Source organism: Deltaproteobacteria bacterium (assembly GCA_012522415.1).
In the GTDB taxonomy this organism is placed as follows: domain Bacteria; phylum Desulfobacterota; class Syntrophia; order Syntrophales; family JAAYKM01; genus JAAYKM01.
Window position 1 is genome coordinate 1 of record JAAYKM010000011.1, and the last position, 26,397, is coordinate 26,397.

The 26,397-nt window shown below is 57.3% G+C and carries 26 protein-coding genes; 9 read left to right on the forward strand and 17 right to left on the reverse strand.

Going from position 1 to position 26,397, the window contains the following annotated elements:
• Both GX147_00825 and GX147_00830 read left to right on the forward strand, forming a co-directional pair.
• Window positions 1-883, forward strand: an 883-nt coding sequence (locus GX147_00825) for a flavodoxin family protein (GenBank protein NLN59253.1), incomplete at its 5' end; no start/stop codon positions are given.
• 151 nt (window positions 884-1,034) lie between these two features.
• Window positions 1,035-1,853: a class I SAM-dependent methyltransferase gene (locus GX147_00830; protein ID NLN59254.1), complete on the forward strand. Its 819-nt coding sequence runs from the start codon at window positions 1,035-1,037 to the stop codon at window positions 1,851-1,853.
• On the opposite strand, the gene GX147_00835 is transcribed toward GX147_00830, so the two are convergent.
• The 3 genes from GX147_00835 to GX147_00845 form a co-directional block, all read right to left on the reverse strand.
• Window positions 1,850-4,699 (reverse strand): PAS domain S-box protein, encoded by a 2,850-nt coding sequence (locus GX147_00835; GenBank protein ID NLN59255.1) that lies wholly within the window; start codon window positions 4,697-4,699, stop codon window positions 1,850-1,852. The two genes, GX147_00830 and GX147_00835, sit on opposite strands and share 4 nt — an antisense overlap.
• Window positions 4,700-4,711: 12 nt before the next feature.
• Window positions 4,712-6,775 carry a PilZ domain-containing protein gene (locus GX147_00840; protein NLN59256.1) on the reverse strand — a complete coding sequence of 688 codons (2,064 nt, stop codon included), beginning with the start codon at window positions 6,773-6,775 and terminating at the stop codon, window positions 4,712-4,714.
• 227 nt (window positions 6,776-7,002) lie between these two features.
• Window positions 7,003-7,653, reverse strand: coding sequence for a PilZ domain-containing protein (locus tag GX147_00845; protein NLN59257.1), 651 nt, complete (start codon window positions 7,651-7,653; stop codon window positions 7,003-7,005).
• 207 nt (window positions 7,654-7,860) lie between these two features.
• Here GX147_00845 and GX147_00850 point away from each other — a divergent pair, with 207 nt between their 5' ends.
• From GX147_00850 to GX147_00865, 4 genes are all read left to right on the forward strand, one after another.
• Window positions 7,861-8,787, forward strand: a complete 927-nt coding sequence (locus GX147_00850; protein NLN59258.1) for an ABC transporter ATP-binding protein — start codon at window positions 7,861-7,863, stop codon at window positions 8,785-8,787.
• Window positions 8,784-9,560 (forward strand): ABC transporter permease, encoded by a 777-nt coding sequence (locus tag GX147_00855; protein ID NLN59259.1) that lies wholly within the window; start codon window positions 8,784-8,786, stop codon window positions 9,558-9,560. The genes GX147_00850 and GX147_00855 overlap by 4 nt, the downstream gene beginning before the upstream one ends.
• 317 nt (window positions 9,561-9,877) lie before the next feature.
• Window positions 9,878-10,594: a cytochrome C biogenesis protein gene (locus GX147_00860; GenBank protein NLN59260.1), complete on the forward strand. Its 717-nt coding sequence runs from the start codon at window positions 9,878-9,880 to the stop codon at window positions 10,592-10,594.
• 6 nt (window positions 10,595-10,600) lie between these two features.
• Window positions 10,601-11,152: a redoxin domain-containing protein gene (locus tag GX147_00865; protein NLN59261.1), complete on the forward strand. Its 552-nt coding sequence runs from the start codon at window positions 10,601-10,603 to the stop codon at window positions 11,150-11,152.
• Between the two features lie 36 nt (window positions 11,153-11,188).
• Here the strand turns inward: GX147_00865 and GX147_00870 are convergent, their stop codons facing one another.
• On the reverse strand, window positions 11,189-11,881 hold the full coding sequence (locus GX147_00870; GenBank protein ID NLN59262.1) for a lysophospholipid acyltransferase family protein: 693 nt from the start codon (window positions 11,879-11,881) through the stop codon (window positions 11,189-11,191).
• A 593-nt stretch (window positions 11,882-12,474) separates the two neighbouring features.
• On the opposite strand from GX147_00870, the gene GX147_00875 reads away from it, so the two are divergent.
• Window positions 12,475-13,125, forward strand: coding sequence for an exopolysaccharide biosynthesis protein (locus GX147_00875; GenBank protein NLN59263.1), 651 nt, complete (start codon window positions 12,475-12,477; stop codon window positions 13,123-13,125).
• Between the two features lie 53 nt (window positions 13,126-13,178).
• Here GX147_00875 and GX147_00880 read toward each other — a convergent pair whose 3' ends face one another.
• Both GX147_00880 and GX147_00885 read right to left on the reverse strand, forming a co-directional pair.
• The gene (locus GX147_00880) at window positions 13,179-13,346 is read right to left on the reverse strand and encodes a hypothetical protein (GenBank protein NLN59264.1); all 168 of its coding nucleotides are present in this window, start codon (window positions 13,344-13,346) and stop codon (window positions 13,179-13,181) included.
• A 129-nt stretch (window positions 13,347-13,475) separates the two neighbouring features.
• On the reverse strand, window positions 13,476-13,952 hold the full coding sequence (locus GX147_00885; GenBank protein NLN59265.1) for a YbhB/YbcL family Raf kinase inhibitor-like protein: 477 nt from the start codon (window positions 13,950-13,952) through the stop codon (window positions 13,476-13,478).
• A 344-nt stretch (window positions 13,953-14,296) separates the two neighbouring features.
• Between GX147_00885 and GX147_00890 the strand changes: the two genes are divergently transcribed.
• Both GX147_00890 and GX147_00895 read left to right on the forward strand, forming a co-directional pair.
• The gene (locus tag GX147_00890; GenBank protein NLN59266.1) at window positions 14,297-15,520 is read left to right on the forward strand and encodes a hypothetical protein; all 1,224 of its coding nucleotides are present in this window, start codon (window positions 14,297-14,299) and stop codon (window positions 15,518-15,520) included.
• Window positions 15,521-15,527: 7 nt separating this feature from the next.
• Complete coding sequence (locus GX147_00895) at window positions 15,528-17,696, forward strand: PAS domain S-box protein (protein NLN59267.1); 2,169 nt, start codon at window positions 15,528-15,530, stop codon at window positions 17,694-17,696.
• A 122-nt stretch (window positions 17,697-17,818) separates the two neighbouring features.
• Here GX147_00895 and GX147_00900 read toward each other — a convergent pair whose 3' ends face one another.
• The 11 genes from GX147_00900 to GX147_00950 form a co-directional block, all read right to left on the reverse strand.
• Complete coding sequence (locus GX147_00900; GenBank protein ID NLN59268.1) at window positions 17,819-17,971, reverse strand: desulfoferrodoxin FeS4 iron-binding domain-containing protein; 153 nt, start codon at window positions 17,969-17,971, stop codon at window positions 17,819-17,821.
• Window positions 17,972-18,010: 39 nt separating this feature from the next.
• Window positions 18,011-18,868: an OmpA family protein gene (locus GX147_00905; GenBank protein NLN59269.1), complete on the reverse strand. Its 858-nt coding sequence runs from the start codon at window positions 18,866-18,868 to the stop codon at window positions 18,011-18,013.
• A gap of 161 nt (window positions 18,869-19,029) precedes the next feature.
• Window positions 19,030-19,581 (reverse strand): hypothetical protein, encoded by a 552-nt coding sequence (locus tag GX147_00910; protein NLN59270.1) that lies wholly within the window; start codon window positions 19,579-19,581, stop codon window positions 19,030-19,032.
• Window positions 19,548-20,738 carry a DAK2 domain-containing protein gene (locus GX147_00915; GenBank protein ID NLN59271.1) on the reverse strand — a complete coding sequence of 397 codons (1,191 nt, stop codon included), beginning with the start codon at window positions 20,736-20,738 and terminating at the stop codon, window positions 19,548-19,550. The genes GX147_00910 and GX147_00915 overlap by 34 nt, the downstream gene beginning before the upstream one ends.
• A complete protein-coding gene (locus GX147_00920; protein NLN59272.1) occupies window positions 20,735-21,160 on the reverse strand; it encodes an acyl-CoA thioesterase in 426 nt (141 codons plus the stop codon). The genes GX147_00915 and GX147_00920 overlap by 4 nt, the downstream gene beginning before the upstream one ends.
• The gene (locus GX147_00925; GenBank protein ID NLN59273.1) at window positions 21,157-22,713 is read right to left on the reverse strand and encodes an aromatic amino acid lyase; all 1,557 of its coding nucleotides are present in this window, start codon (window positions 22,711-22,713) and stop codon (window positions 21,157-21,159) included. The genes GX147_00920 and GX147_00925 overlap by 4 nt, the downstream gene beginning before the upstream one ends.
• On the reverse strand, window positions 22,710-23,990 hold the full coding sequence (locus GX147_00930; protein ID NLN59274.1) for a radical SAM protein: 1,281 nt from the start codon (window positions 23,988-23,990) through the stop codon (window positions 22,710-22,712). Before GX147_00930 ends, GX147_00925 begins: the two co-directional genes overlap by 4 nt.
• Before the next feature lie 48 nt (window positions 23,991-24,038).
• Window positions 24,039-24,752, reverse strand: a complete 714-nt coding sequence (locus GX147_00935; protein ID NLN59275.1) for a hypothetical protein — start codon at window positions 24,750-24,752, stop codon at window positions 24,039-24,041.
• Window positions 24,749-25,381, reverse strand: a complete 633-nt coding sequence (locus tag GX147_00940) for an outer membrane lipoprotein carrier protein LolA (GenBank protein NLN59276.1) — start codon at window positions 25,379-25,381, stop codon at window positions 24,749-24,751. Before GX147_00940 ends, GX147_00935 begins: the two co-directional genes overlap by 4 nt.
• A gap of 51 nt (window positions 25,382-25,432) precedes the next feature.
• Window positions 25,433-26,161, reverse strand: a complete 729-nt coding sequence (gene fabG / locus GX147_00945) for a 3-oxoacyl-ACP reductase FabG (GenBank protein ID NLN59277.1) — start codon at window positions 26,159-26,161, stop codon at window positions 25,433-25,435.
• Window positions 26,162-26,163: 2 nt separating this feature from the next.
• A partial coding sequence (locus GX147_00950; protein ID NLN59278.1) for a hypothetical protein occupies window positions 26,164-26,397 on the reverse strand: 234 nt, incomplete at its 5' end.

The following is a 26,397-nucleotide window of genomic DNA, read 5'->3' on the forward strand; positions in this document are numbered from 1 at the left end:
CCCCGTCGCGGCTCGTTCCCACGAATACCGGCCGGCTATGGTCAAGGATCTGCCCCCGTCGAGGGGCAAAAATATCCCCATCCTTTCCGACGCACGCCCGGATGAGCGGAAACTGAAGTGGACGGTGACGAGGTTGCAGGATTCCTTCTTCGGCTACACGGAAGTCATCGACCTGAATCACCTGGACATGAAGGGCGGCTGCCTGGGCTGCCTGCAGTGCGCCCACCGCAATATCTGCGCGTATGAAGGGAAGGATCGGTTCGTCCCATTCTTCAACGACAAGGTCAAATCGGCGGACATCCTCGTATTGGCCGGATCGGTCAGGGATCGCCACCTCTCGGCACGATGGAAGTGTTTTTTCGACCGTTCTTTTTTCAACAACCATATTCCCGTCCTGCGGGGCAAGCAAATCGGCTTTCTCGTTTCCGGTCCGCTGGGTCAGCTCGCGGATTTGCGGCAGTTCATGGAAGCCTATGTCGCCGTTCAGCAGGCCAATCTCGTCGATATCGTCACCGATGAATATGAAGATTCCCGGGAAATCGACGCGTTGATCAGCGCCATGGCGGACCGCTTGGTCCGGTACGCCGTGCAGGGATTCCAAAAACCGGGGAACTACCTGGAAGTGGGCGTGCGGAAAATTCTCCGCGACAAAATCTGGCAAAGCATGCGCTTCCCCTTCCAGGCGGACCACGCATATTTTCAAAAGGAAGGGCTGTACGACTTTCCGGAGAGGTCATTCAGGGACAGAATGGGAACCGCTTTCATGGTTCTGATTACGAAAATCCCCTTTATCGGGAAAGAAATCTATACGAAACAAATGAAGCCCGGCATCATCAGGCCCCTGGAAAAAATCGTGTCTGAAACCCGATCCGGGAAAATATGAGAATCGACCCGACGGGGCGCCTCTCTTCGATCCGGGCCGACACCGGGTTTCGCGGCCTCCGGAATCGCGCCGGCGGGAACCGTCGTCAAAACACGCCCGTCGCCCCATGTAACGGTCCAACGGCAGCCGGGCGCTCCGGTGGAAGGAAATGATGGAACAGAGCCGACACTACCTGATGGAAAATGCCGTCGAGGCGGCACGCCTCGACGTCAAGACCGATCCGGACGCGGTTCGCAGCCAGGCCGCCTGGTGCGGCGTCAAGGCGGGCCTTCGTGTGCTCGACCTGGGTTGCGGATCGGGCAGAACGACGGCGATTTTGCGCGAGATGGTGGAACCGGGGGGCAGCGTCGTGGGAATCGACTACTCGGCCGATCGCATTGCTTACGCCAGACATCACTTCGGAAACCGCCCGGGCATGGACTTTCTCATCCGGGACCTGACCGGACCGATCGAGGATATCGGAAAATTCGATATCATCTGGGTGCGTTTCGTACTGGAATACTACCGCCGCGAGAGTCCGTCCATCGTCCGCAACCTCAAAGAGCTGCTTTCGCCCGACGGTTTTCTCTGCCTGATCGACCTCGATTGCAACTGCCTCGGCCATTACGAACTCCCGCCCCGCATGGCCACCGTTTTGCCGAAGATGATGGCCTTTCTGGATGAGCGGTACAACTTCGACACCTACGCGGGCCGGAAGTTGTATTCCTACCTGTACGATCTTCGCTTCAAAAACATCGAGGCAACCCTGATGGCCCACCACCTGATCTATGGAGAAGCGAGGGAATCCGATCTGTTCAACTGGCTGACAAAGGTCAGGGTCAGCATGGAAAAAATGGACGGGCTTTTTACGGATTATCCCGGGGGGGCTCCGGCATTCCTTCGGGAATTCGAAAACTTTTTTCGGGATCCCGGGCGTTTCACCTACACCCCGATGATTCTGTGCAAGGGGCAACGGCCGGACCCCGATTAACCCTTGCCGGCTAAAACCTCCCGGATAATTTTGCTCAGATCATCCAACTGGTAGGGTTTCTTGATGAACGCCGCGGCGCCCTGACGTTCAATTTTTTCCGCCGTCGCCCTCGCGGCGTAACCGCTGGCAACGATCACCTTCATGGCGGGCGCGATTCCGAGTATTCCCTGAAGACACTTCTCGCCGCTCATGCCGGGCATCATCAAATCCAGGATAACCAGCGAGATCCGCTCCTTTTCCCGCTCGACCCACTCCAGAGCCTTCTCGCCGGTTTCCGCGGTTATCACGTTATAGCCCAGGAAAGACAGGAGTTCCTCGCCGGTTTCCAGAAGCGAATTCTCGTCGTCAACGAGGAGGATCGTTTCATGGCCCGCCGGCATCCCCCCTTCGGCCTCCCGGTGGGGCGCCTGAACGCCGTGGGGCTGATCCATCGCCGGCAGATACATGTCGAAACAGGTTCCCCCGCCGGGCTCGCTGTTACAGAAAATATACCCGTTATGGTTCCGGATGATGCCGTAAACCACGGAAAGGCCGATACCCGTCCCCTTGCCCTGATCCTTCGTGGTAAAAAACGGCTCGAAGATATGCTCCAGATCATCCGGGGCGATGCCGTATCCGGTGTCGGTCATCGTAATCCGGGCATAGGCCCCTTCCCTGATCTCCGTGTTTCCCCGATACACCGGGGTATCGAACAGGACATTCCGTGTCCGGATACGGAATTCTCCGCCGTCGGGCATGGCGTCCTTGGCGTTCACGGACAGGTTCATGACGATCTGGCCCAACTGGCCCGCGTCACCCTTGACCGGCCGGAGGTCCTCCGCCAAGTCCAGCTTCAGACGGATGGTCTTGGGAAGGGTGTGTAAAAGCAGTTTGTAATATTGCCTGATTTCCTTATTGACGTCGACGGGGGCCAGAAAGCTTTCCATTTTGCTGCTGAAGAGCAGGAGCCGGTTAATCAGATCCGTGGCCCGGCTGGTCAATCCCTTCATTTTGTTCAGATATTTCCAGTCCGCGTCCGATTCGGTCTTGTGAAGCATGAGCAGTTGGTTATAAGAGACGATGGCCTGCAAGATGTTGTTGAAATCGTGCGCGATGCCCCCGGTCAGGGTTCCGATGGCGTTCATTTTGGAGGCCTGATGGAGCTGCTGCTCCAGCTCGCGCTGCTCCGTCATGTCCCTCAGAATACCCACCATGCCGGTCATCTCGTTGACGGCGTTGAAGTTCGGCGCCCCGCTCATGATGAACAGGCGCGGCGCGCCGTCATGGCGCGAAAGCTTCAGTTCAAAATTTTTCATGGGCCCCCCGCCCTCCATGACCGACTGAAAGCGCTGCCTGTACGGAGCCACCTCTTCCTCTTTCATGAAATCGGTAAAATATCTGCCAACGACATCATGATCGGCGTATCCCAGAATCTCAACGACCGCCGGGTTGATGTATGACACGACCCCGCACCGATCCGTCCTAAAAATGATGTCGGGTGAATTCTCGCTCAGGGTCCGGAAGCGCTCCTCGCTTTCCCTGATCCTGCCCAGAGCGCGGGCATTGGTGATGCTGATACCGACCTGAGGGGCAATCCCCATCAGCAGGCTCAGTTCACGCTGGTTCAGGGGTCTTTTGGACTGGTAATGGTCCACCGCCAGGATCCCTTCGGATACGCCCTTGCTCACAATGGGCACACAGATGAAGGCGTTCACGCCGAGATTTTGCGCCAGATCCAGGCTGCGCGCGGATATATCCTCCTGAAAATCCTTGATATCATTGATTAAAAATGGTTTTTGCTGATTGAAAGCGATCACAAAGGGGCCTTTGGACCGGGGGTTGTCCAGGCGAAATTCCGTTCCTTTCAACATGGCCTTCCATTCGGGATCGTAGCCGTAACCATCGACATACACCAGTTTGGTCCGATCGGGATTGGCCAGCATGATCATACCCCGGTCAAAGTCAAGACGCTTCTGCAGGGTTTCCATAACAAGATTCACCAGGGCGTCGATATCCAGCACGCTCGACACGGCCTGGCCGATCTCCTGAATCAGCAGGGCGTTGTTGTAGCTGATATGGATCTCGTCGAGCAGACGGTTGGCCGTATTTCCCTGGACGTCCATGATCGTCCGGACAGCCTTTTTTTCCAGGTACTGATCATAATGAAAGAGGCCGGACACGCCGGCCCCCGTCAGAAGAGCCGCCATCAGAAAAAAAACGGGGGGAAGCACAAAACCGCAGATCAGCAGTATGACGAGGAGAAAGCCCGCCGTGTATGCCCGGGTCGGCCGCCATTTCAGGAACGCGGGCTCTTCCCAACTGATGATGTATCGGCAGCAGTTCTCACTCCGATGCAGGCACGCCGGGTGCTCGAGAAGGGGCAATTCGTTTGTGAACAACCGGGCCACCGTCTCGAAGGCCCCCTTGAAATTCTCGCACTGATACGGTTTGATCTGCACCCCTTCCCGTGGTTTGATGACAATTTCAACGCTGTTTCTCCGCAACTTCCTGGTATGAAAGGTAACGCCCCGGTTCAGGTAGGAGGCGACCTTGGCCAGCATGCCATAAGCCTGAACGGGCGTCAGGAAACCGAGAACAAACTGTCGGATGACACGGGTGGATTTTGCAAAAGCCATGTAACGGCCCGCTTCCCGAAAAATCGTCGGGTCGCCGGTTTGCTTCATCAGGGCCTCATGGAAATCATCGACCTGCCGTTGTGTCAGCCAGTGTCCCTCGTCTTCCGCTTCGTAGGAGGCGATGCGGGCGTTTTTCAGCAGATCCTGGATGTCGACGTCCGGACGTTCATTCCGCAAGTACTCTAAAAATGTATCAATGATTCTGATGCTGTACAGTCTTGGTTCTTTCATGGCGCCTCGTGGTCAATCATATCTGATCCGATACCTTTTGCTGAGAAATTCAATATAATCATTCGCATACCGCATGTCGAGAATCCAGAGCAGGTACCGTTTGTGGTCATGTTTCATATCCGTCTTTTCGATATAATCCGCAGGGGAAATCAACAGGGAAATCGCCCCCGTCATTTTTTGTCCCGCCATGGAAGAAATGGCGCCAAACAATATGTCCGGGTCCATGTCCGGGTCCATCACGAAGATCTTGAAACCGTTCAGTAAATTGGACAAATTGATCCCCATGTCCGATTCTTCGAAAACGATAAAGGCTTTAGGATAATTCAAGTGGGTCAACAGGTGCATCGTCCATGTCCGAACGAAACCGTTTTCCGCATAGACCTCCCTCAGGGGTTTTCCATGCCGAGGCGGGTCCTGCATGATGATCGAGCCAAGGAGGCCGCCGTGATGATTCCGGTAATACTGTTCGAATTCCCATAAATCCGATCTGGAGCACTCTCGCAGGCCCCAGCCCGCCGGCAGGCTCCCAGACGCTTTTCCCGCCGGATACGTCATGTACGCGAACCCGTCGATAGAGCAATGGCGGGGGTTGTCATGTTCCCCGGCAAACCCCCCGAAGACCTTCGCCGGAAACTTGTTTTCGGGGCGGAAGTAGGTCATGACGTAATCCATGTTGGCGGAAGGTAAACGGTTCAGGTCCTTCTGATAATAGATGAGTTGCTTCAGGACCGTCAGGCCCATGGGCCGTCCCCCTATCGGCCGCGCCGCGTGGTGGTGCACCATCCAGGTCCTCTCGTAGCAGCGCAACATGGCAATATGGCCGTAAATGCGACCGTTCCTCTGACAGGTGAAGTGTCTGGCGATTGTCGGGGTCTCCTCATACAGCCGCCGGTAGATGTCCTGAAAATGCTTTTTGAATGATTCGAGGTGGCCGTACTTTTGCGGGTAAATAAAATCCGTATCGAAAAAGAATTCCCAGAGTTCGTCGGGATCGACGAGATTCGTCATGCCGGAATCAGAGCCGTGGATGTTATTGATGATCTGGTTGAGATGACTGTAGCTCGTCAGGTCCATATCCAGAATCGTCAGGCCGAAACGTATCTGCCCCTCTTCTTCCCGGCGGTAGATCACCTGGCCCTTGCAGTGCAATTCCAGAATGCCCGCATAGACGAGGGACATGTTCGGTATGATCATGCCCGGCATCAGAATGGACTCATCGGGTTTCTCGCACAGGGAAAACCCTGTCGTCGAAATATCCAGGATTTCCCGCTGAAACCGTTTCCCCATGAAAGGATGTTCGAACAACACGGACAGGGCCGGGAAACCCGGGCGGCGTGGATTGCGCAAACGCCGGGCCCTGAATCTCTTGATCCGGTCGTTGAGGGGGGCAAAGACCAGTTCACAGGGGTTTCCATCGGTTTTTTCGCGACGGCATCGACAGATACCCGAATAGAACACCTGATTCCGGCCCGACAGGCGGACCGTTGCCGGTTCCTCCGGATTAAAGCAGGAGAACGAAAATTCCGGCGAGGATTCCATTTTCAAACGAAAAGCCCGGGGGCTGAAATCAACCAGTTCCCCCGCCGCCTGAAACCCGTCCTGCCACAGCTCGGCCATGACGTCATGGCAGCCATACCTGGGGTACCGCCGTCTGCTGACAACCGGCGCGGCTTCCGGAAGCTCCAAGCTGAAGCCGTCGCTGTCCCTGGTCGCGACACGGACGGGAACAACGATGAAGGATTGGGCGCAGGGCAGGATCATGTATTTCAACCGGTAATATGCAAGGTTATAATGCGTATAGGTCCTCGCCCAACGGCAAGCCAGCTTTTTCCCCATGCAGGGCTCGGGATGGACCTCGATCAGGATATTTTCTTCGTACTCGGGATGGCTGAGGAAGGCATAAACCGGGTCTCCCCTAAAATGCATATAATTCAGGGTATTGGTAAGCTTTTGCCGATCCAGACACGGGGCGGCCTCCATGGACCTCATAAGTTCCGGATGGCGGAACATCCAGGGCGGAAGCGCCGATTCCGACTGACCCTCATTAAACTGGCGGTTACTGATGACAGCCTCCATTCTCTTGCAGCACCCTCGTGAGTCGCGCCATCGTCATTATAAAGAGTATGCGATGGGGCGTCAACGCGCAACAGGACGCGATTTGCCTCACACGAAAAGCGCCCGGGAAAGGTCGTGGGGGGAATCCATGAACGGAGGGCACGGGCCACCGGCGTGGCGGGCAGGAAGAAACGGCTTTCAGCGCCGAAATCATCTCGGGTCCCCCTGTGATGAAACCGGGGACCCTTTCACAGCCTGCCCAGCGAGAGTTGCTGCCTTTCAATATCCAGAATTTTTTTGCCCAGCCTGTTCTGCAGCTCTTTGTCCTCCCCGCTGAAGGAACAGGCAACGTGGCGATAATCATCTTTTTCGACTACACGGACAACCCGGGTGATGAGTTTGATCGGCGTGTCGTCGATGACCAGGATCATGGGCAGATCCCCTTTCGGATTGTTGCCCGCCCCTGCAAAAGGCTGGCTGAACACGACCCCTCCCAACGATATATTCATAATGGGATACTCCTCCTTGTCTACGACAAGCAGCAGGCCGCTGTCACTGGAAGGCTTCACCCGGTAGGATTCACGCAGATCCACTTCGGTCGCTTCCGACTTGATATCCGCCGAAATGGCCATGACCCTGGCCTCGGAAGCGATTTCATAATCCTTGACGAATTCCGTAACCCTTGCCAGGAAACCGTACCGCTGGGGTTTCCCGTCTTTGGTCAGCACCGAGGAAATCAGCACGTATCGTCCGAGATGCGATTTGAGCAGGGCGGGAGTCGTCTGGGAAAAAATGATTTTCTTGTCGTTTATGTCGTATATCATGGCGCGGGGATAAACCATTTTCCCCGAATCCAGAACCATGGAGATCTGGATGGCCATTCCGGGCCGAATCAGCATGAGCGCCTACACCTCGTCTCGATCAATTTCTCTCCTGGCTTGATATGGAAAACGGCTTTGCCTGAAACAGAGCGTAGTATATATAGTTGTCCGGGAAAGGACTGTCAAACATATTTGCGCGAAGGGGCGGAAGAAGTCGGGCCATCGCTCTGGACCGCGTTACATCACGCAATCGCGGCAAAACAATTTTTTACGTTTCAGGGAATCCTGATTATGGAAACCGCCGTCCCCGTCGTCGAAGCACGGGATTTGAAAAAATATTTCGGTGCACGGCCTGCCGTCGCGGGTATCTCCTTCGATGTGCGCCCCGGGGAATGCTTCGGCATCCTGGGGCCGAACGGCGCGGGCAAGACATCGACGATCCGGATGATCTACGGCCTGTCTCCCATCGGCGGCGGCAGCCTGAAGATCTTCGGACGTCATATCGGCATGGACTACCGGCGCATCAAGGCCCGGATCGGTATCTGTCCCCAGGACAACAACCTCGACCCGGATCTGACGGTCCTCCAAAACCTGGAAGTTTACGCCCGGTATTTCTTTATTCCCCCGGCCCGGGCCCGCAGGAGAGCCCTCGATCTCCTGTGCTTCATGTCCCTGGAGTCAAGACAGAAGTCAAAGGTCACGGAGCTTTCCGGCGGGATGATGCGGCGCCTGATTATCGCCCGGGCCCTGTTGAATGAGCCGGCCCTGTTGATCCTGGACGAACCGACAAGCGGCCTGGACCCACAGTCCCGCCATCAGGTATGGGAACGCCTGAACGAACTCAGATCGCGGGGCATGACGATGCTTCTGACGACCCATTACATGGATGAGGCGTCGAGACTGTGCGATCGCCTCATGATCATGGACCGGGGCAGGATTCTCGTCGAGGGCACCCCGGCAGGCCTGATCAGGGATTACGTCGGAGAGCACGTCATCGAAGTGGGCGAACCGACGGACGAACTCAGAAAACATGTCCGGGCCTCCGGCCTCGTCCACGAAGATCTGGGACATCTGCTCATTATCTACGGGAACCGTCATAACCGGATCTATCATGAAATCGCCGCCCGCTATTGCCCCGAGGGCTGTCTGATGCGCACGGCCACGCTGGAGGATGTTTTTCTGAAACTCACGGGGAGGGGACTACGGGAATGACGCGGATTTCCTGGCGATTCAGCCGTGTCTGGCAGCGCAACTTCCTCGTTTACCGGCGGACCTTGCTGGTCGGCTTCATGCCCCCGCTTCTGGAACCCCTGTTTTACCTGCTGGCCTTTGGGGTGGGAATGGGCCTCCTCATCGGGCATGTGCACTACGAGGGGCGGGATATGACCTACACCCTTTTCATCGCCCCGGCCCTGATCGCCATTAACGTCATGAGCAACGCATTCTACGAAAACACCTACGCATCCTTTGTCCGGATGTATTACCAAAAAACCTTCGACGCGATGATGGCGACGCCGCTGACCATCGAAGAAATCATCGCGGGAGAGATGATCTGGGGGGCCAGCAAGGCGGTTCTGGCCACGGCGGTGATGATGTCCGTCATCAGTTGTTTCGGCCTCATCCGGTATCCGGACGGGCTCCTGCTTTTGGGTATCGCTTTTCTGGGCGGCCTGGCCTTTGCGTCCCTGGGCATGATGTTTACCGCCGTGGTCCCCCAGATCGAGCTTTTCAACCTCCCGGTCTTCCTGTTTATCACCCCCATGTTTCTCTTCAGCGGCACCTTCTTCCCCCTGGAAAATCTCCCGTTGTGGGTACAGCGGTTTGCCCTCACCTTACCCCTGACCCATCTGGTGAACCTTTGCCGGGCGTGCGCTTACGGTTCCTTTGCCCCCTCCTGCATGGGGGGCCTCGTCTATCTGTTCGCCCTGACACTTGTCCTGTTTCCCCTGGCGATTGCGGCCATGCGCCGCCGTTTGATCAAATAATCGGCCGGCCTGATCGTCGGAATGACGCCCCCCTGAAGGGGGGCACCGTCAGAAAATACAGCAACGACGTTGAGGAAAGCACGGGCCCCTCAGGGGGGGCCGGGCGTCCCGGCGACGTCGCGGGGGTTCGTGCCGGGGGAACAATCCGTGCGACCCGGGATACCCGGGTGTGACACCCCTCTCCGGCAACACGACCCCTCCTTGACAAAGCCGTCAATCTGTGAAAAGTTGCCGCGAAATGAACCGCTCAAAGAGCGCCCGTTCCCTGGACGGGGGATGTTGCAGTATGAGATCCGTTTTCACCGGGTGAATGAACCTTGCTTGATCAACTGATTCAGAATCTGGCGTTATCTCTGCAAAATTCCTTCTATACGGCGCCCGTGATCGCCTACCTGGGAGGATTGCTGGTGGGTTTCACGCCGTGCGTATATCCCGTCATTCCGGTCACCGTCGCCTTCATCGGCGCCCGCAGCGCGAATTCTCGTACCAGAAGTTTTCTCCTTTCCCTGTTTTACGTCCTGGGAATCGCCGTCACCTACACGGCTCTCGGTGGCATCGCCGCTTTGTCGGGAACGCTTTTCGGCCGGATCCAGGCAAACCCCTGGACCCATTTCATCATGGCAAACGTCTGCATCCTCATGGGCCTGTCGATGCTGGACGTCTTCTCCCTGCGCCTGTACACGCCGAAAGCGATCTCGCGCTTTCAGGCCAGAAAAAAAACCGAGGGGTGTTTCAGCAGCTTTCTCATCGGTCTTCTATCAGGATTCGTCCTGGGCCCCTGCACAACCCCCGTGCTTGCCGTTCTGCTGACCTACGTCGCCGGCCGCCAGAACCCCGCATTCGGAATGGTTTTGCTGTTTCTTTTTTCTCTGGGAATCGGTACCCTCCTGATCCTCGTCGGTACGTTTACCGGATTTCTGACGCGGCTTCCCAAATCGGGTCCATGGATGGTCAGGGTAAGCCGTCTCTTCGGCTGGACCATGATCGGCGCCGGCGAATACTTTTTGATCCTCGCCGGAAAATTATGGCTTTAGGGGAACATGATGAACCGAAGTGGTTTTGGTACCGGGAAACCGGATAAAATGCGACGGCCATGGGTGGGACCTGTTCGTTTTTTTATGGCTGTCCTGGCTTTTCTCGTCCTTGCCTGCGATTCCGGTTCGGGAATCGGCCGGAAGGAGGGCGGGAAAGCCCCCGATTTCACCCTGCGGGATCTGGACGGGGAACTGTTTCATCTGAAGGCGCAACGGGGGAAAATGGTCCTCGTGATTTTCACCACCACCTGGTGCCCCGCCTGCCGGGAACTCATTCCTCTCTACAAAGAACTCAGCAGAGTGTACGGGGAAAGGGGGCTGGTCATCGTCAACGCGGACATCCAGGAACCCCGGGAGCGGGTCCGCCGGTTTGCCGAAACGAACCGGATTCCCTACCGGATTGTGCTGGACGAAGACGGCGCCGTCGCCATGGGGTACGGCGTCGTCGGCATACCCGACCTCGTTCTGATCAACGAGGACGGTGAAATCATCGGTTCCGACACCATGGACATTCTGGATATGCTGGAAAAAACATTCCCCGGGAGGGAACCGACCTGAACGAAAGCGCCGGGCAACGCACATCGTTTCGCTTCGTTATGAACGCTCGCCTTTTTCAAAATACCGGTCCAGCCTTTCATACGTGTCGGTCATGCGGTCTTCGATCCTCTTGCGGCACGCCTCAAAGTCCGGCCCGTCGAGAGACGCGGGCACCTCCTCCATCTCCGCTGAAAAACGTATCAGAACCCGGCTGAAGGGCTTGGGCACCATGAAGCGGTCCCAACTGTTGAATGTCCAGTATTTTTCACAGACCAGATACACGGGGCAGATCGACGCCCCCGTACGCTGAGCCATGGCCAACAGACCCGCCTTGACCTCCCGGGGCGGTCCGGTGGGCCCATCCAGGACATGGGCTCCGGCCCCGTGTTTAAGCACCACCTCGACCATTTCCCCGAGCGCTTTACGGCCTCCCCTGGAACTCGAACCCCTGACCGGAAGAAAACCCGAGTGCTGCACGACACCGGAGATGAAATCCCCATCCCGGCTGCGGCTGATCATGATCGGAATCGTCAGGTCATACCTCCGGGGCAGAAAAAAACCGCAGAACAATCTCTGGTGCCAGCCCGCCAGAATCACCGGCCCCCGGCGCAACCGCTCAAGAAAGACCTGTTCATTTTCGAAACGGAAACGGAGTGTCTTGTTGTAGAGGGCAAGAATACAATAAACCGGCTTCACCAGGGACTGCAGAAAAATAAATTTAAGGGCTTTCTTCCTGTTTTCCGTCGTCATACATCAAGATCCGTGTTTGCCGAAAGGCGATGGAGTACGCTCGCACGGGGCGGCGGGGTTGTCAACAACGATTTCATCAACGGGTTGCCTCGAATCACTCAACCCCTTTCCGCCAAAAAAACACCCTCGAAGAGAAACGCAAAGGTATCTTCTCTTGGATCAGATCCGGGGAACCGCCTTTATGAGGGAACGTCACCCTCCGACATTTGCGCGACGGGTGCCTTTTATTATGAGGCAACCGGCAATCAGACGATTCCGAATCATGTCGTCCCGTCAGGGTGAGCGTTTTCGAACGGAACGGGGCGTTGCCACGCATGGGTGACCTCCCCCCGTGCCCATGATAAGGGCTTGACAAGGCCCCGTCATTCCGGCCATATTACCGGCGCCTGCTGTTCGCGGTGTCGGGAAACCTTGCGCGAAGCCAGACCATTCGCGGTTTCCGCCGTACCGGGCCCGTCCGCATTCCGGCATTTTCGTGTGCCGTCGGGATTCCAGCGTTCCCAGGCACGACGAAAAGAAAAACCGGGCGCGGTTATCGGGGGGCCGTCTCGGCCCCGGCATGATTCCAGTTAATAAGGGGGGACCGGAAAGCTTTGAAGGACGACCCGGGAACGTACCATACAGACTCCGCCGCAGAATCCCTTGGGGACAAACTCGAAGGCATCATCCGCGACCTGCCCGACGACCGGGTCACCCTGGCGGAAATCCTCGACCTCCTCGGACAGGAAGGTCTCTTGATCCTGACCGCTTTCCTGACCCTTGTTTTCCTGATTCCCGTTTCCATCCCCGGCGTCAGCACCGTGTTTGGCGCAGCCATCTTGCTGATCGGGTTCTGCCGACTTTTCAACCGCGGCCTATGGGTACCGGAGCGTATCCGGAAACGACAGTTGCCGTCGGAAACCCTGCGTCCGGGGCTGCGGAAGGGACTGATCTGGTTCCGTCGCCTCGAACGGGTCAGCCGGCCCCACCGGCTGCGCTGGGTCACCCGGGGAAGGGTTATGCCCGCCCTGAGCGACTGCGCCATCATCTTGGGCGCTGTTCTGCTGATGGCCCCTTTCGGACTCATCCCCTTCAGTAACACCCTGCCCGCCGTCGCCATCCTGTTGCTCGCCATCGGCCTTCTGGAACGGGATGGCGCCTGTATTATCCTTGGGCACCTTACAAACCTGGCGACGATCTTCTACTTCGCCCTGTTGATAGGCGGGGGCGGCTTCACCCTTTACAAGTTGTTCCGGTATTTCTAATACCCGGGCCCGACAACCAGGGTGCGCCCCATGGGGCAAGTCCCATACGCACCCTACTTTTTGGGACCCATAAAATACCAGAGGACCAGACCAAGCAAAGGTAAAACAACAATCAAAACGATCCAGAGAACCTTGGTGCCGGTGGTGGCATTGCTCTTGAGTACCTGCAGAATCGCCCAGATATCCAGAATGAGAATGATTAAACCTATTCCCCGATACATGTCTCCCTCCTTTGTGCCGTTGCCATGGTTTCATTTCCCCGCCCTTCCCCGTTCACAGGGCGAATCCTTTTCATCGGTTGTGTTACCCCGGACGGCCCGTGATCGTACGCAGCCCCCCTATTAGGAACATCAACGCCCATAATGGGCTGTAAACTTTGCTTCGCCAAGCTTATGGCCGTGCAGCATGTAACCGACCAGGGCCGCGGAAGCATCGGCGGGCAGCTCCAGCCTGTCCACCTTTAACGCGAATACGGTAAAGACGTAGCGATGGGCCTTATCCCCCTGGGGGGGACAGGCCCCGCCGAAACCGGCCGTTCCGAAATCCGTCCGTCCCTGAACCGACCCGGGCGGCAACAGCGTGCCCTGGCTGTCTCCGGCCCCTTCCGGCAGTTCGTGCACCTGGGCGGGGATATTGTACACCACCCAATGCCACCAACCGGAACCGGTGGGCGCGTCCGGATCATAAACAGTGACGGCAAAACTCTTCGTCCCGGCCGGCTCGCCCGACCACTTCAAGGCCGGCGAGATGTTCCGCCCGGCACACCCGAAGCCGTTAAAAACCTGGTCCGAAGACAGGACCGAGTCGGGTTTGATCGTGGGACTCATCAGAATAAACGGGTCCGCCGCAAGGGCGGGTGACGCAAAAAGGATCAAAAGAAGAACACAGATCCGGGCTGGACGCGCTATGGCGCAGCGCCACGGGGATATTTTCGACAACCTCTGCTTCATCATGCCTCCTCCCTTCAGAATATATTAAAAACCACGTGATAATAGATTGTGCCGTTGCGGCTGTCAATGCCTGATCATCTCAAACACCCCCGTCCGTCCGCTTTGGGGATATAGCCCGGTTGAACTCCCCGGAACACGTCTTTTGATTTTCTTCCATCAGAACTTGATTATTTGAAAATATTATTATACCGATACAGGTACTTACCTCAGAGGAGGATACCATGAAGGTTGGCATCGGCTACACCAACAATCACGATGCGTTCGTATCCGGTAAGATCGCCGCGGAAGCGGCCCTGGCAGGGGGAAAAATCGAGAAACCCGCTTTCATCCTCGCCTTTTCTCATCATCAAGTTGACGCCGAAGCGTTTTTCCGGGGATTGAGGACTGTTGTCGGGGCTGGGCCACCGATTATCGGCGGTTCCGCCGTGGGCGTCATTACAAATGACGTCGTTTCTTACGAGGGTTTTCCCGCCGGCGTGGCGGTCCTGCAATCGGATGGGCTGGATGTGGAAATCGCCTGCAGCGGTGACCTGGATCTGGATGAAAGACGGGCAGGCAAGCGACTGGCGGACAAGCTGGTTCACAAGGCCGATGGAAAACTTCTGCTCATTTTTTATGATTCCGTCAAAACCCCTCCGACCGCGTCGATGCCGCCGGTCATGAATGCCTCCCCCCCTCTGATTCAAGGACTCGAGGAGGGAATGCCGTCGTCTGTCCCCATTCTGGGCGCCGGTTTGGTCGGGGATTTTGCATTCAATCCCCCCAAGCAGTTTAACGGCTACGCCGTGGCCGGCCAAAATGCCGTGGGCGCCCTTTTCTCAGGGGCCTGTCATCATTACTATCAGATCATGCATGGCATGACCCCCCTGGACGGTATCCGCCATACGATCACGAAAATGGAGGGAGCCCTCATTCACGAAGTCGATGGGCGGCCCGTCGCCGAAATGATCGACGCGATGTACGGAAACCAAAACTGGCGGGAACAGAGCCCCGTCAGGCGGCTCGCCATCGGAATCGATCATGGCGATCCATACGGGGATTACAGGGAAGAGAATTATGTCGGCCGCTTGATCACCGGGGTTTTGCCGGATGGGAAAGGGATCGCCATGTTTGAGCCCGACCTCGATGTGGGAACGGAATTTCTGTTCATGCTGCGCGATTCCGGTAAAATGATGGAATCAGCCGCGAAGAATTGCTCTGACCTGATCCGGAGAATTGCAAAGGACGGTAAAAGACCGGTTTTTGGATGTTATATCGACTGTGCGGGAAGAACCGCCCTCGCCTCGGATACCCTCCATGAAGAATCCGATATCATACGCGAGCATTTTAATCGCATACAGGTTCCCCTGTTGGGTTTTTATTCCGGTGTGGAAGTGGCCCCCTTGCTCGGTAAAAGCAGGGGGCTGGACTGGACCGGTGTTCTGTGGGTGATGGCGGAAGGGTGAGTATGTGATGGGTGAGACAGAAGAATATCCAACGGCGGAGCCTGAGCCTGATAAGGAAAAGAGGCAGATTGCCTTTTTCAAGCGCCTGTCGCAGGAAGGCGGCAAACGTCGCCTGCGGGAAATCGAAGCCCTGTCCGAGCTCATCGGGGAGCTCAAAAAAACCCAGAAAAAGCTCGAAAAATCCCGGCGGTACATGTCGGAGATCATCGATTTCCTGCCGGATGCCACGTTTGTAATCGATAAAACGGGGAAGGTGACCGCCTGGAACCGGGCCATGGAAACCCTGACTGGCACCAAAGCGGAAGAGATGATCGGCAGGGGCGGTCATGAATACGCGCTTCCCTTCTACGGGGTGAAAAGACCGATGCTCATCGATCTGGTTCTGTTGCCGGATGGAGCCGTGAACAATCATTACGGGGATTTCGGAGAGATCAGTAGCCAGGAATCCGTCCTGACCGCCGAGAGGTATTTCCCTGAAATCCACGGAGGGAAGGGCGCATATTTGTTAGCCAGGGCCAGGATACTCCGCGATGTCGACGGCGGCGTGGCGGGAGCGATTGAGACCATCCACGATATTACGAAACGCAGGCAGACGGAGCAGGCCCTGCGGGAAAGTGAAGTCAGGTATCGGAACATTTTCGAAAACACCGGCACGGGCATGCTGATCGTGGAAGACGACATGACGATTTCCTTCGCCAACGCCAAGCTTGAAGAGATGATCGGTTACAAACGCCGGGAAATCGAGGGGAAAAAGAAATGGACGGACTTCGTCCACCCCGCCGACCTGGAATGGATGATCGAACAACATGCACGGCGGCGGAGCAATCCCGAACTGGCCAGGAAAAACTACGAATGCCGGACGGTACACGGAGACGGACAAATCCTGGATATCTATTTGAGCGTGGACATGATCCCGGGTACACGCAAAAGCGTCGTATCCCTCATGGACATCAGCGAACGCAAAAGGGCGGAGGAAAAGCAACGGGACCTGGAAAAGCGCCTGCAGCGGTCGGAAAAAATGGAGGCCCTCGGTTTGCTCTCCGGCGGCGTGGCCCACGATCTCAACAACGTGCTGGGTATCCTGCTGGGTTATTCGGAACTCCTGACCTTCCATATCGACGAGACGAGTCCGCTGAGACCCCATGTGATGAATATTTTAACGGCGGGCAAAAGGGCCGCGGCCATTGTGGACGACATGCTGACTCTGGCCAGAAGAGGCGTCCAGTCCCGTGAGGTCCTCAGTCTCAACACACTGGTGCGGGATTTTCTCGGAACGCCGGAATGCAAGGGCATTCTCGCTTTTCATCCGGGCGTACGGATTGCGACCGACCTCGACGAGGCGCTCCTGCATATCATGGGATCGCCGCACCATATCGGCAAGGCCATGGTGAATCTTGTCTCCAACGCGGCAGAGGCCATGCCGGGCGGCGGCGTGGTGACGATTGCCACGGCCAATCGTTACATGGACCGGCCGGTCCAGGGGTACGATGAAATGGCCGAAGGGGACTATGTCATCCTGACCGTTTCCGACACGGGGGGGGGGATTTCACCACGGGACATCGCCCACATCTTTGAACCCTTTTATACGAAGAAGGTCATGGGACGGAGCGGAACGGGCCTGGGCCTCTCCCTGGTCTGGGGCACGCTCAAAGATCATAACGGATACATCGATGTTCAAAGCGCGGAAGGAAATGGAACCGTCTTCACCCTGTACTTCCCGGCAACGCGGGAAGAGCCGGCCGGCGCTCACGCTCCGCTCCCTATGGCGGATTACGCGGGTGCGGGGGAAACCATTCTGGTGGTGGATGACGTACAAGAACAGAGGGAACTGGCGTCCCGGATCCTGGAACGCCTGAATTACCGGGTTGTGACGGCGCCCAGTGGTGAAGAAGCCTGCACCTACCTGCTGGATCACCGCGTTGATCTGGTTCTTCTGGATATGATCATGGAATCGGGTATGGATGGCCTCGACACCTATCGGAGGATTCTCGAGATCCACCCCGGCCAAAAGGCGATCATCGTCAGCGGTTTTTCCGAAACGGACCGGGTGGGACAGGCCCGGGGGCTCGGTGCGGGCGCCTACGTCAAAAAACCCTATACTCTTGAAAAGCTCGGCGTGTCCGTGAAAAATGAACTGGCCCGACAGGTCCCGCAGAAAGCGGCCGGGAAACCCTGACGCATCGCCTTGGTTCCTCCCCGTCGGCAAACGGGAAATACCCCCTATACGCAACAGCCCCCCGCGGATCCGTGCGGGAGGCTGTTACACCTTGGTAATAAACCGGTTGTCTCTGTGTTTTCTTATTCCCCTCTCGCCGCTTTGGCTTCATCATCCTTCAAAAGGATCATGAGCTGGCCGCAACAGGAAAGTTTACCGTTTCCCGTCTGAAGAACTTCCACGACATTGCCGCACATGGTGCACTTGTAAACCTGGTTTTTTTCCGTCATGATGATTATCCTCCTTGCCTTCTTTCTCCGGTCGGGTCGCGCCGATTATTCATGAATGCCCGCCATGACAGCACGGCGGTTGCGTGCCCGGCCGGATTCGGTTTCATTCGTATCTTCCGGAGCCATTTCACCATATCCTTCGGCGAGGATCCGGGCTGCGTCAATTCCGTGTTTCACGGTCAGATAGTCCCGAACGGCTTCCGCCCTTCGCAAAGACAGTTCCGCGTTGTATCCTTTCGTTCCGATGTTGTCCGTATGACCGACCACCAGAATCACCGCCGTCGGCATCCGTTGCCGCAGAACGCCGCCTATCTCGTCCAGTACGGGAAAGCCTTCGGGCTTGATCACGGCCCGATCGAAATCAAAATAGACGATCGGCCGTACGCCGCCGGGCAGATAGTCCGCCAGTTCGAAACCCTGCTGCTGCCCGGTCGGTTCGGCTTTCGGCGCAACCACAGGGGGCGGGGCGTCCACCTTCCGATCGTTCAGCGCCATAAGCCATTGACGGGCGTCTTCGTGACCGAGTCCCGCTGCGGTGATCATATCGGATTTGGCCGCTTCGTTGTTTATGACGAATGCGTTGACAAGACCGCGTTCATAATAAGCTTCAGCGTTTTTCGGCAACAGGGCGATGGCCGAAGAAAAATCGTCGATCGCCTCCCGGGTGGCCGATATTTCATAAATCCGATACGCCTTCCCCCGGTGCAGGTAGGCATCAGCATAGGTTGGATCGAGCCTGATGGCTTCGGTAAACATATCGATCGCTTCCCCGTAGGCCTTCTGGTTCTCGTAGGCAACACCCTTCCGGAAGAAATCCCTTGAGCTGAACGGAGCGGCAAAACCCGTTTGCCATGACAAAAGAAGAACCAACAGAATCACCAAGCAACCGTATGTTTTTTTCATGATTCACCTCATCCTCGTGGAATGTTTGATCCAGGCCGTTCTTCATCGTACTTGACGGCCGTCATTATATGAAGAAGGGTATAGCGTGTCAAGAATATAAAAGTGACCGGATTTGTAATCCTTTTCACAGTATGGAACGCGGCGGCGGATGAAAAAACGCCCTATTCGGGAAAATTTCTGTAAAAGGCCACCGCCCAGGCGCCGGGTCCCATGTGGGCGCCGGAGGTGAGCGACAGGGGGTGAACGACGACACGACTCCGGGGATAGCGGTTTCTCACCGCATGGGAAAAGGCCTCCACCTGGTCGTGGTTGTCTGAATATTCGAGGAGGATGAAGCCCCCTTCATCCGGGGCCAGCGATTTTTCCAGGGTCTTCAGGGCGAACACCTCCTGTTCTTCCCGGCTCCGGCAGAGTCCCGCCTTCTTCGCCCCATCCGCCAGGGGGGTCACCACCGGTTTCATACGCAGCATGTCACCGAAGAAAGCCCCGCTTTTCGATAAACGCCCTCCCGCGGCAAGATACGCCAGACGGTCCAGAAATATATATTCCTCGGCGTTTTTTACGGCGTCCCCGGCGAAGGCCGCCACATCCTCCGGACGCTTTTTCCCCTTCGCGAAGGCCGCTACAGCGAGAACAATCAGGGCAAGACGCCCGGAAGCGGTGCCGGTATCAATGACCGTCATCCGGTCTTGGGGGTCGTGGTTTTTTTCCACGCCACGGCCGTCTCGTAGTTTCCCGTATAGGCCGACCCGACGCAGAGGTACAGCACACGCTCATGCCGTCCCATCACGTTCGTGTAATGCTGATGACGTTCGAAAACGGATGCCTGCGATGTGGACACCCGAATACCCGAGCGCATGGCATCATAGAGAACCGACGGGGCCAGACAGGTTTCCGGCAGGCACTGTTTCCCGATGACGATATAACTGTCCAGGAGGCTCACATCCATCAGGGCTGCTTCCTCACGTGTCAGGGAACCGGCTGCGTCCGTCATGATATGCACGGAATCGTCCCTTCCCGGTCGGTTGAAATTCGCGGTTTGACGGTAAAGATCGTCCTCGGCCCAGCCAAGAATTTTCCCCAGGGGACGCAACCGGGAGCGAACCTCCTCCAGGTCGTGTGTGTGGAGATGGATTTTCAGACATTTGCCCCGTCGACTGACGACAATGGACTCCCCCGGCAGGGACGGACGCGCCTCCGCTTGATGCGCATCCCCGCCGGTTTCAATCATCACATCCACACAATAGCCCCGTTCCGGTTCATCGCAATAGGATGGCGAGAGACGCACAAGGTCGCCGAAGGTCTCCGTAACAGACCGGACAACTGGAGCGCCACCGGCATACACCGGCATAAACCCCTCAAAGAACAGGTACATACCCAAAGCCCCCGCATCGACAACCCCCGCCCGCCGCAATTGCGGCTGCTGCGTGATCGTTGCCCGAACCGCGTCCTCGAGGCGGATCCGCAGACCCGAAAGGGTCTCCCCCGACCAGGGTTTCTGAAAGCACTCGGTGAGGGTGTCGAAAAAGGTCAGCATGGTTCCGGGCCGCGGGTCCGGTACGGACCGCCAGGCCTCGTCACGTCCCCGGCGGACGGCATCGGGAAGTTGATCGGCGTTGTCTCCCGTCAGAAAGCACCGAAAAAAGGCGGAGGCGATATTTCCGGAATTCCCACGGGCGGAACGAAGCAGTTCCTTCCTCAGTTCGGAGATGTCCCTCTCGGGACCGCGCAGGGGAGACAGGGAGATGACGAGGTTGCGTCCCGTATCGCCATCGGCGATGGGGAACACGTTGATCCGGTCCAGCAGATCAGCCCAGGCGGCGAGACATTCGTAACCCGCAACCAGAGCCTGCCGGAATGTGTCGTTCATGGCCAGAAACCCAGGGCTCTCCGGATTTCTCCGGGCACGGAAAAGAGCATTTCCATGTCCGGTGCCCTGACGGCGACCTGCTCCGTCCGCCCACGGGTACAGACCCCGCCGTCGTGAATTTTACGGATTTCAAAGTCAACGACGAGCTTTACCCGGGCATCGACGATGGTGGCGCGGCAGATCAACTCATCGTGATAACGCAGGGGCGCGATGTGTTTGGTCGAGGTCTTGATGATGGGAAAGAGGATACCTTCCCGTGCGTAGAATTCATAGAGGTCGACGCCGTTTTCATTGAACAGGGCGGTTCTCGCTTTTTCGAAATAATTCAGGTAGTTGCCGTGCCAGACCACCTGAATGGGGTCCAACTCGTAAAACGCCACCTGATGACGTATCTCCGCCCACTTCGCTTCGGCGGATTTCATGGATGAGGCCTCCAGAAATCGTCCCGGCTTATGGCCTGAGCAAGCCCCTCGATATCCCGGTCCATCTCGCGATCCTCAATGAGGGGTGCCGATATTTCACGAATTTTATTCAGAACGGGCCGGAGGTGGGGCCGCCGGTCCACATTCCCCCGAATACTGCACGCCTGGGCAGCCGCCAGCAGATGGATGGCCAGCGTTCTCTCAGCCAGTGTGCAAACCCGTTCCGCGTCCCGCGCCGCAATGGTTCCCATGCTGACCTTGTCCTGGTTGTGTGATTCGGTGGAACGGGAGAAGGACCCCGCCGGCATGGTCAACTTGAGCGCTTCCGCCGCCAGGGCCGAAGCGGACAGGGACATGGCCTTGAAACCATGGTGGAACACCGATGATTCACCCTTCACCCCCACAAGGTCACCGGGCAGACCGCGATTGAGGAGCGGATCGACCAGCAGGGTAACCTGCCGGTCCGACATGTCGGCAACGGAAGCCACCGCCGTTTTCAGGGCATCCATGGCGAAGGCCAGGTGTCCCCCGTAGAAATTGCCGTTCATCAAGGTCTGCCCCGTTTCCGGGTCGAAAATCGGGTTGTCGTTGGCGCTGTTGGCTTCCGTCTCGACCCACCGCCTTATCCAGGTCAGGGCGTCATAAAGAACACCGGCAATCTGGGGCGCGCATCGGAGGGAATAAGGATCCTGCAGATCCCCCTCGGTCCGGGATTCCAGATCGTCACCGCTTCCCTTCTTGAGTTGCAACAGATCGACAAGCCGACGGGCAACATGGATCTGTCCCGGGTGCGGCTTGGCTTCTCCGACGACGGGGTGAAAGTGAAGGGCCTTCCCCTTTAAAGCGTGAACACCCAAGGCGGTGGCGGCCATCGCCCCTTCCAGAATGCGGCCGGCCCGTTCAACGGCCAGAATCGCAAGGCCCGTCATGGTGGAGGTCCCGTTGATCATGGCGATGCCTTCCTTGGGGGCGAACGTGTGGGCCTTGATGCCGGACATCTGAAGGGCCTGGGCGGCGGGCATACGCCGTCCTTCATAATAGACGTCTCTTTCCCCCGCAAGGGCGGCCGCCACATAGGACATGGGGGTCAAGTCGCCTGACGCCCCCACGGATCCTTCGGCGGGAACGACGGGCGTAATCCCCAGATTGAGGAACAGGGCGAGCTGTTCCAAAAGCGCCATGGTCACCCCCGAGTAACCCCGGGACAGGCAGACGAGGCGGCAGAGCATGGCCGCCCTGGTGGCTTCAATCCCGATCGGCTCACCTGTCCCGCAACCGTGAAAACGGACGGGGTTTGAGCCCTGATGGTTCAGCACCTGGGTCCGGTTGAGACGGGTCCCGCAGGACTTCCCATACCCGGTCGAGACTCCGTAAACCGGCGTGCCCTCGTTGATGGCGTTTTCCAAACTGACGACGCTGCGACGAAGATGCTCCCGAAAGGCGGGACTTTCGCTCAGTTTAACGGGAACCCGATCTCTGGCTACGGCGAGAAACGCCTCCAGCGGCAGAGGCTCTCCATCGATGATGATTTCCTCTCTCTTTGACATGTTCATGACGGGCCTCCCACCGTTTCTTCCTGTTTTCCAAACCGTTGTTCAATCAAATCACGCCTCCTGCCCCGGTAAGTGCCGTCGGCCTTTTCCCGAACCGCCACCTTCTGAAGCAGCTTGAACATCTTGTAGGATTGCGGCTCCTCCTCGTAGAAGGTGTCCCAGGCGTAATGATACAGTTCCTGCAACCTCTCCGGCGATATTTTGTCCGGCTGAAAAACGACCCGATCCGCCGTGTAATCATTCCAGTCATAGGAGAAGATCCGGCCTTCCCGCTGATAGTCATCGAAAGTCCGGGTATGGGGAAACGGGGTCAGGATCGTGAATTCGGCCAGATCCAGTTCGACCTCCAGCAGGAAATCCACGAGGCGAAGGATGTCGTTTTCCGTCTGGCCGTCCAGTCCGAGAAGAATCGTTCCCTCCACGGCGATCCCGTGGTCCTTGTAGCGGCGGATCCGGTTGCGGATACGTTCAGACGTGTCATAGATCGCCTGGTAAACGTACCAGGCCCCGGCCTGGGCGGCAAGATCGAGGACCTTGTCGTCATCCTCGATGGGGTGGCAGCACCACTTTTTTTTCAGGGGGATCATTTCACGGAAAAGACCCATCTCCCAGGCCTTATTCTGGGCAAGGGAATTGTCCACGATGAACAGACGGTTGTTGTCAATGGCGGCCATTTCCTCAATGACCCGGTCATAGGGACGGGGACGGAATTTCCTCCCGCCCAGGAAGCTCACGCAGCACGGGTAGCAGTTGAACCGGCAGCCCCGGGAGGCGTGGACAAGATCGACCATCTGGACACCCTTGTAATTATACAGATCCCGTTTCAGGATGCTCCGGCGGGCCGTGCCGATCAAATCATCCGCAGGAAAATCGGTCATGTAATCATACTTTGGCTTGAGGCGGCCATGCCTGAAATCCTCAAAAACCGCTTCCATTCTCCCTTCCGCTTCCCCCAGAAAGACGGTATCGGCATGCGCCATGGTTTCCTCGGCATGGAGCATCGTGGCAATCCCGCCGAACATGACCTTGATGCCCCGGCGACGGTAATGATCCGCAATTTCCCAGCCCCGTTTCACCTGGCTGGTGAGCATCATGGAAATGCCGACGAAATCAGGAGAATCATCGAGTTCCAGGGTTTCCACATTTTCGTCTGTGAATTCGACGTCCCACTCGGGGGGGATGGTGGCGGCAAAAACCACGGGGCCGTGGGGCGGCAGGTGAAATTCCGTCTGCCGTAACAGCTTTCTCCATTTCGGATAAATGAGCTTGAATTTCATTGTTCTCCTTTCAAGGGAACCGCTTTCCTGTTGTGACGGAGCGCCCCGTCATTCACCGACGGCAGCCTCCTTTGTTTCGGGATCTCCGCATTCAGCGGCAAGGGGCTCCGCGCCGATCAGCCTCAAACGCAGGACATAACGCCCGTGGGCATGCGCTTTCAGTTCGATGTTACCGGGAATCCCGTCGATCAGGTTCGTCGCCCTCACCTCCCGCAAACGCCGGAGGGGACCCGTGAAGGTTTCCATGTTCCAGGTTTGGTCGGGATGAAGCCGGATATGGACGGACTCCCCGTTATGACCGACCCGGCGGCAGAGTATGGAGCCGTCTTGCCCCATGCGGGCCTCCAGAACCGGGTTTCCCGGTGCAAGAAACAGCAGGCGGACATCGTCCATCATGTGCCGCCCAAAGGACTCCCCGGCAAAGGGTCCCACAGCCCGATTGACATGCAGGGCGGCGCCGATGGATTCACCGTCGAACAGCACCAGTCCCTCCAGGGTCATCAGGACACTGTGAAGGCGTGACCGGGAAGGGTCAACCAGGGTGACGCCGATCATGGTCGCCGACTTGCCTCCCGGCAGAAACGCCTCTATCGCGTGAACGTACCGGTACAACGTCCCGACATGGGGTCGGCCGCATTTTTCCACCAGGTCCTGGTCCGTTACGGGGTCCAGCACCGGCAGGGCCCCCATGTGCCCACAGGAGACCGTGAAACCCAGCAGGGTCATGAGAATAAAAAAACGCGTGGGCGCAACCCATCTCATTCCGCATTCCGGAAGACCGTTTCGGCGATCTTTTCGTTCATTTCGACGTTCGCAAATGTCAGCAGGGTGAAGTTCCCCTCCGACTCGACTATCTTGACGGATTTTATGGCGCCTTTCCGTCGGGGGGAGGGAACAATTTCAATCCGCTCAATCATGGCCGCAAAGGCCTTATCGCGTGGCGTGAGAACAAGTTTCCCCTCCCCCCCCCTCCTGATTTCCGCCCGGAAGTGGTCGCTTTCCCTGAAGCGTCCCTGACTCCAGAGCCCGATCTCCCGGACAACAATCTGCATCGACGAGACGGCCCCCGCCGCTTCCTCGACGAGACCGCGGCTCCCCACGGTGAAACGCCTGACGTCACCCCGGTGCATGAGCAGGACGCTTTTCACGGGGTCCCTGTATTCCCAGCGGATTGAATCGGGTTTCTGAAAATAAAACCGTCCCTGTGAAACGAGGGGTTTCGCCAAAATCTTCAGATGCTTGTATTGGCTGAATTCGGCGCGGATGGAAACAATATCCGCCGCATCCCGTTCAATTTCCTCCCACGTTTCACCCCAGCCGACGAGACAGAAACAGACCAGAATCACGACGCCTGCCAGCCCAAGATGCGGGATGCTTTTTTTGACCATCATAACGGACTCACCCTGCCACAAATGCGTTGTTCACCCTGTCGCCGCCCCGGTTCAGCACATGCCCCCGTTGACGACAATGACCTGTCCGGTGATATAGGAGGCGTCGTCGGAGCACAGGAAGCGGACCACTCTGGCCACTTCTTCCGCCTTTCCCAACCTGGCCATGGGGATGATATCCTTGATCCGCTCCACAGGCGCCCCCTGGATCATTTCGGTGTCGATGAGCCCCGGTGCCACGACATTCACCCTGACGCCCAGGCGGGCCACCTCCGCCGAAAGAGCGCGACTTGCGGCAATCAGCCCGGATTTGGCCGCGGCGTAGTTGACCTGCCCCCGGTTACCCATCATGGCGGAAACGGATGAAATCGACACCACCGACCCCCGGTGATTTTTGACCATCCTCTGAATGACCGGTTTCGTAACATTGAAAAAACCTTTCAAAGTGGTCTGAATCACCGCATCCCAGTTCTCCTCCGGCATCATCATGAAAAGGCCGTCGGCGGCAATGCCCGCATTATTGACGAGAATCCGTATATCCTGATGGCGGTTGATGATATCAGCCGTTTTAATCGCCGATTCCGCCGGATCGGATACATCGAAACGGACGGCCTCCCCCCGGCCGCCTTGTTCCCGGATGAGGGCCAGGGTTTCTTCCGCCGCGGCGTCGTTTTCTTTGTAGGTGATGATCACCTGGTATCCCGCCCGGGACAGCTCCAGGGCGGTGGCCCGGCCTATGCCGCGGCTGCCCCCCGTTATCAGGGCGGCCTGGTCTTTGCTCATGGTTATACTCCTTCTTTGAAAACACCTTCCTGGTCTGGTTGTGGATCCTCTTCGAAGCGGATGACCTGGATTTCCACGCGGCCGACCAGATCCTTCTCCGCCTGAACCGTTCCTTCCAAAACCGTGTAACCATCCGCGCTGTACAACGGTTTAACCGTGGTCGTGAGGATGGTCTGAAGGGGAACCCGTTCCATAAAAAAATCGGCGTTTTTAACGCCGGCCAGCAGGCCGCCGCC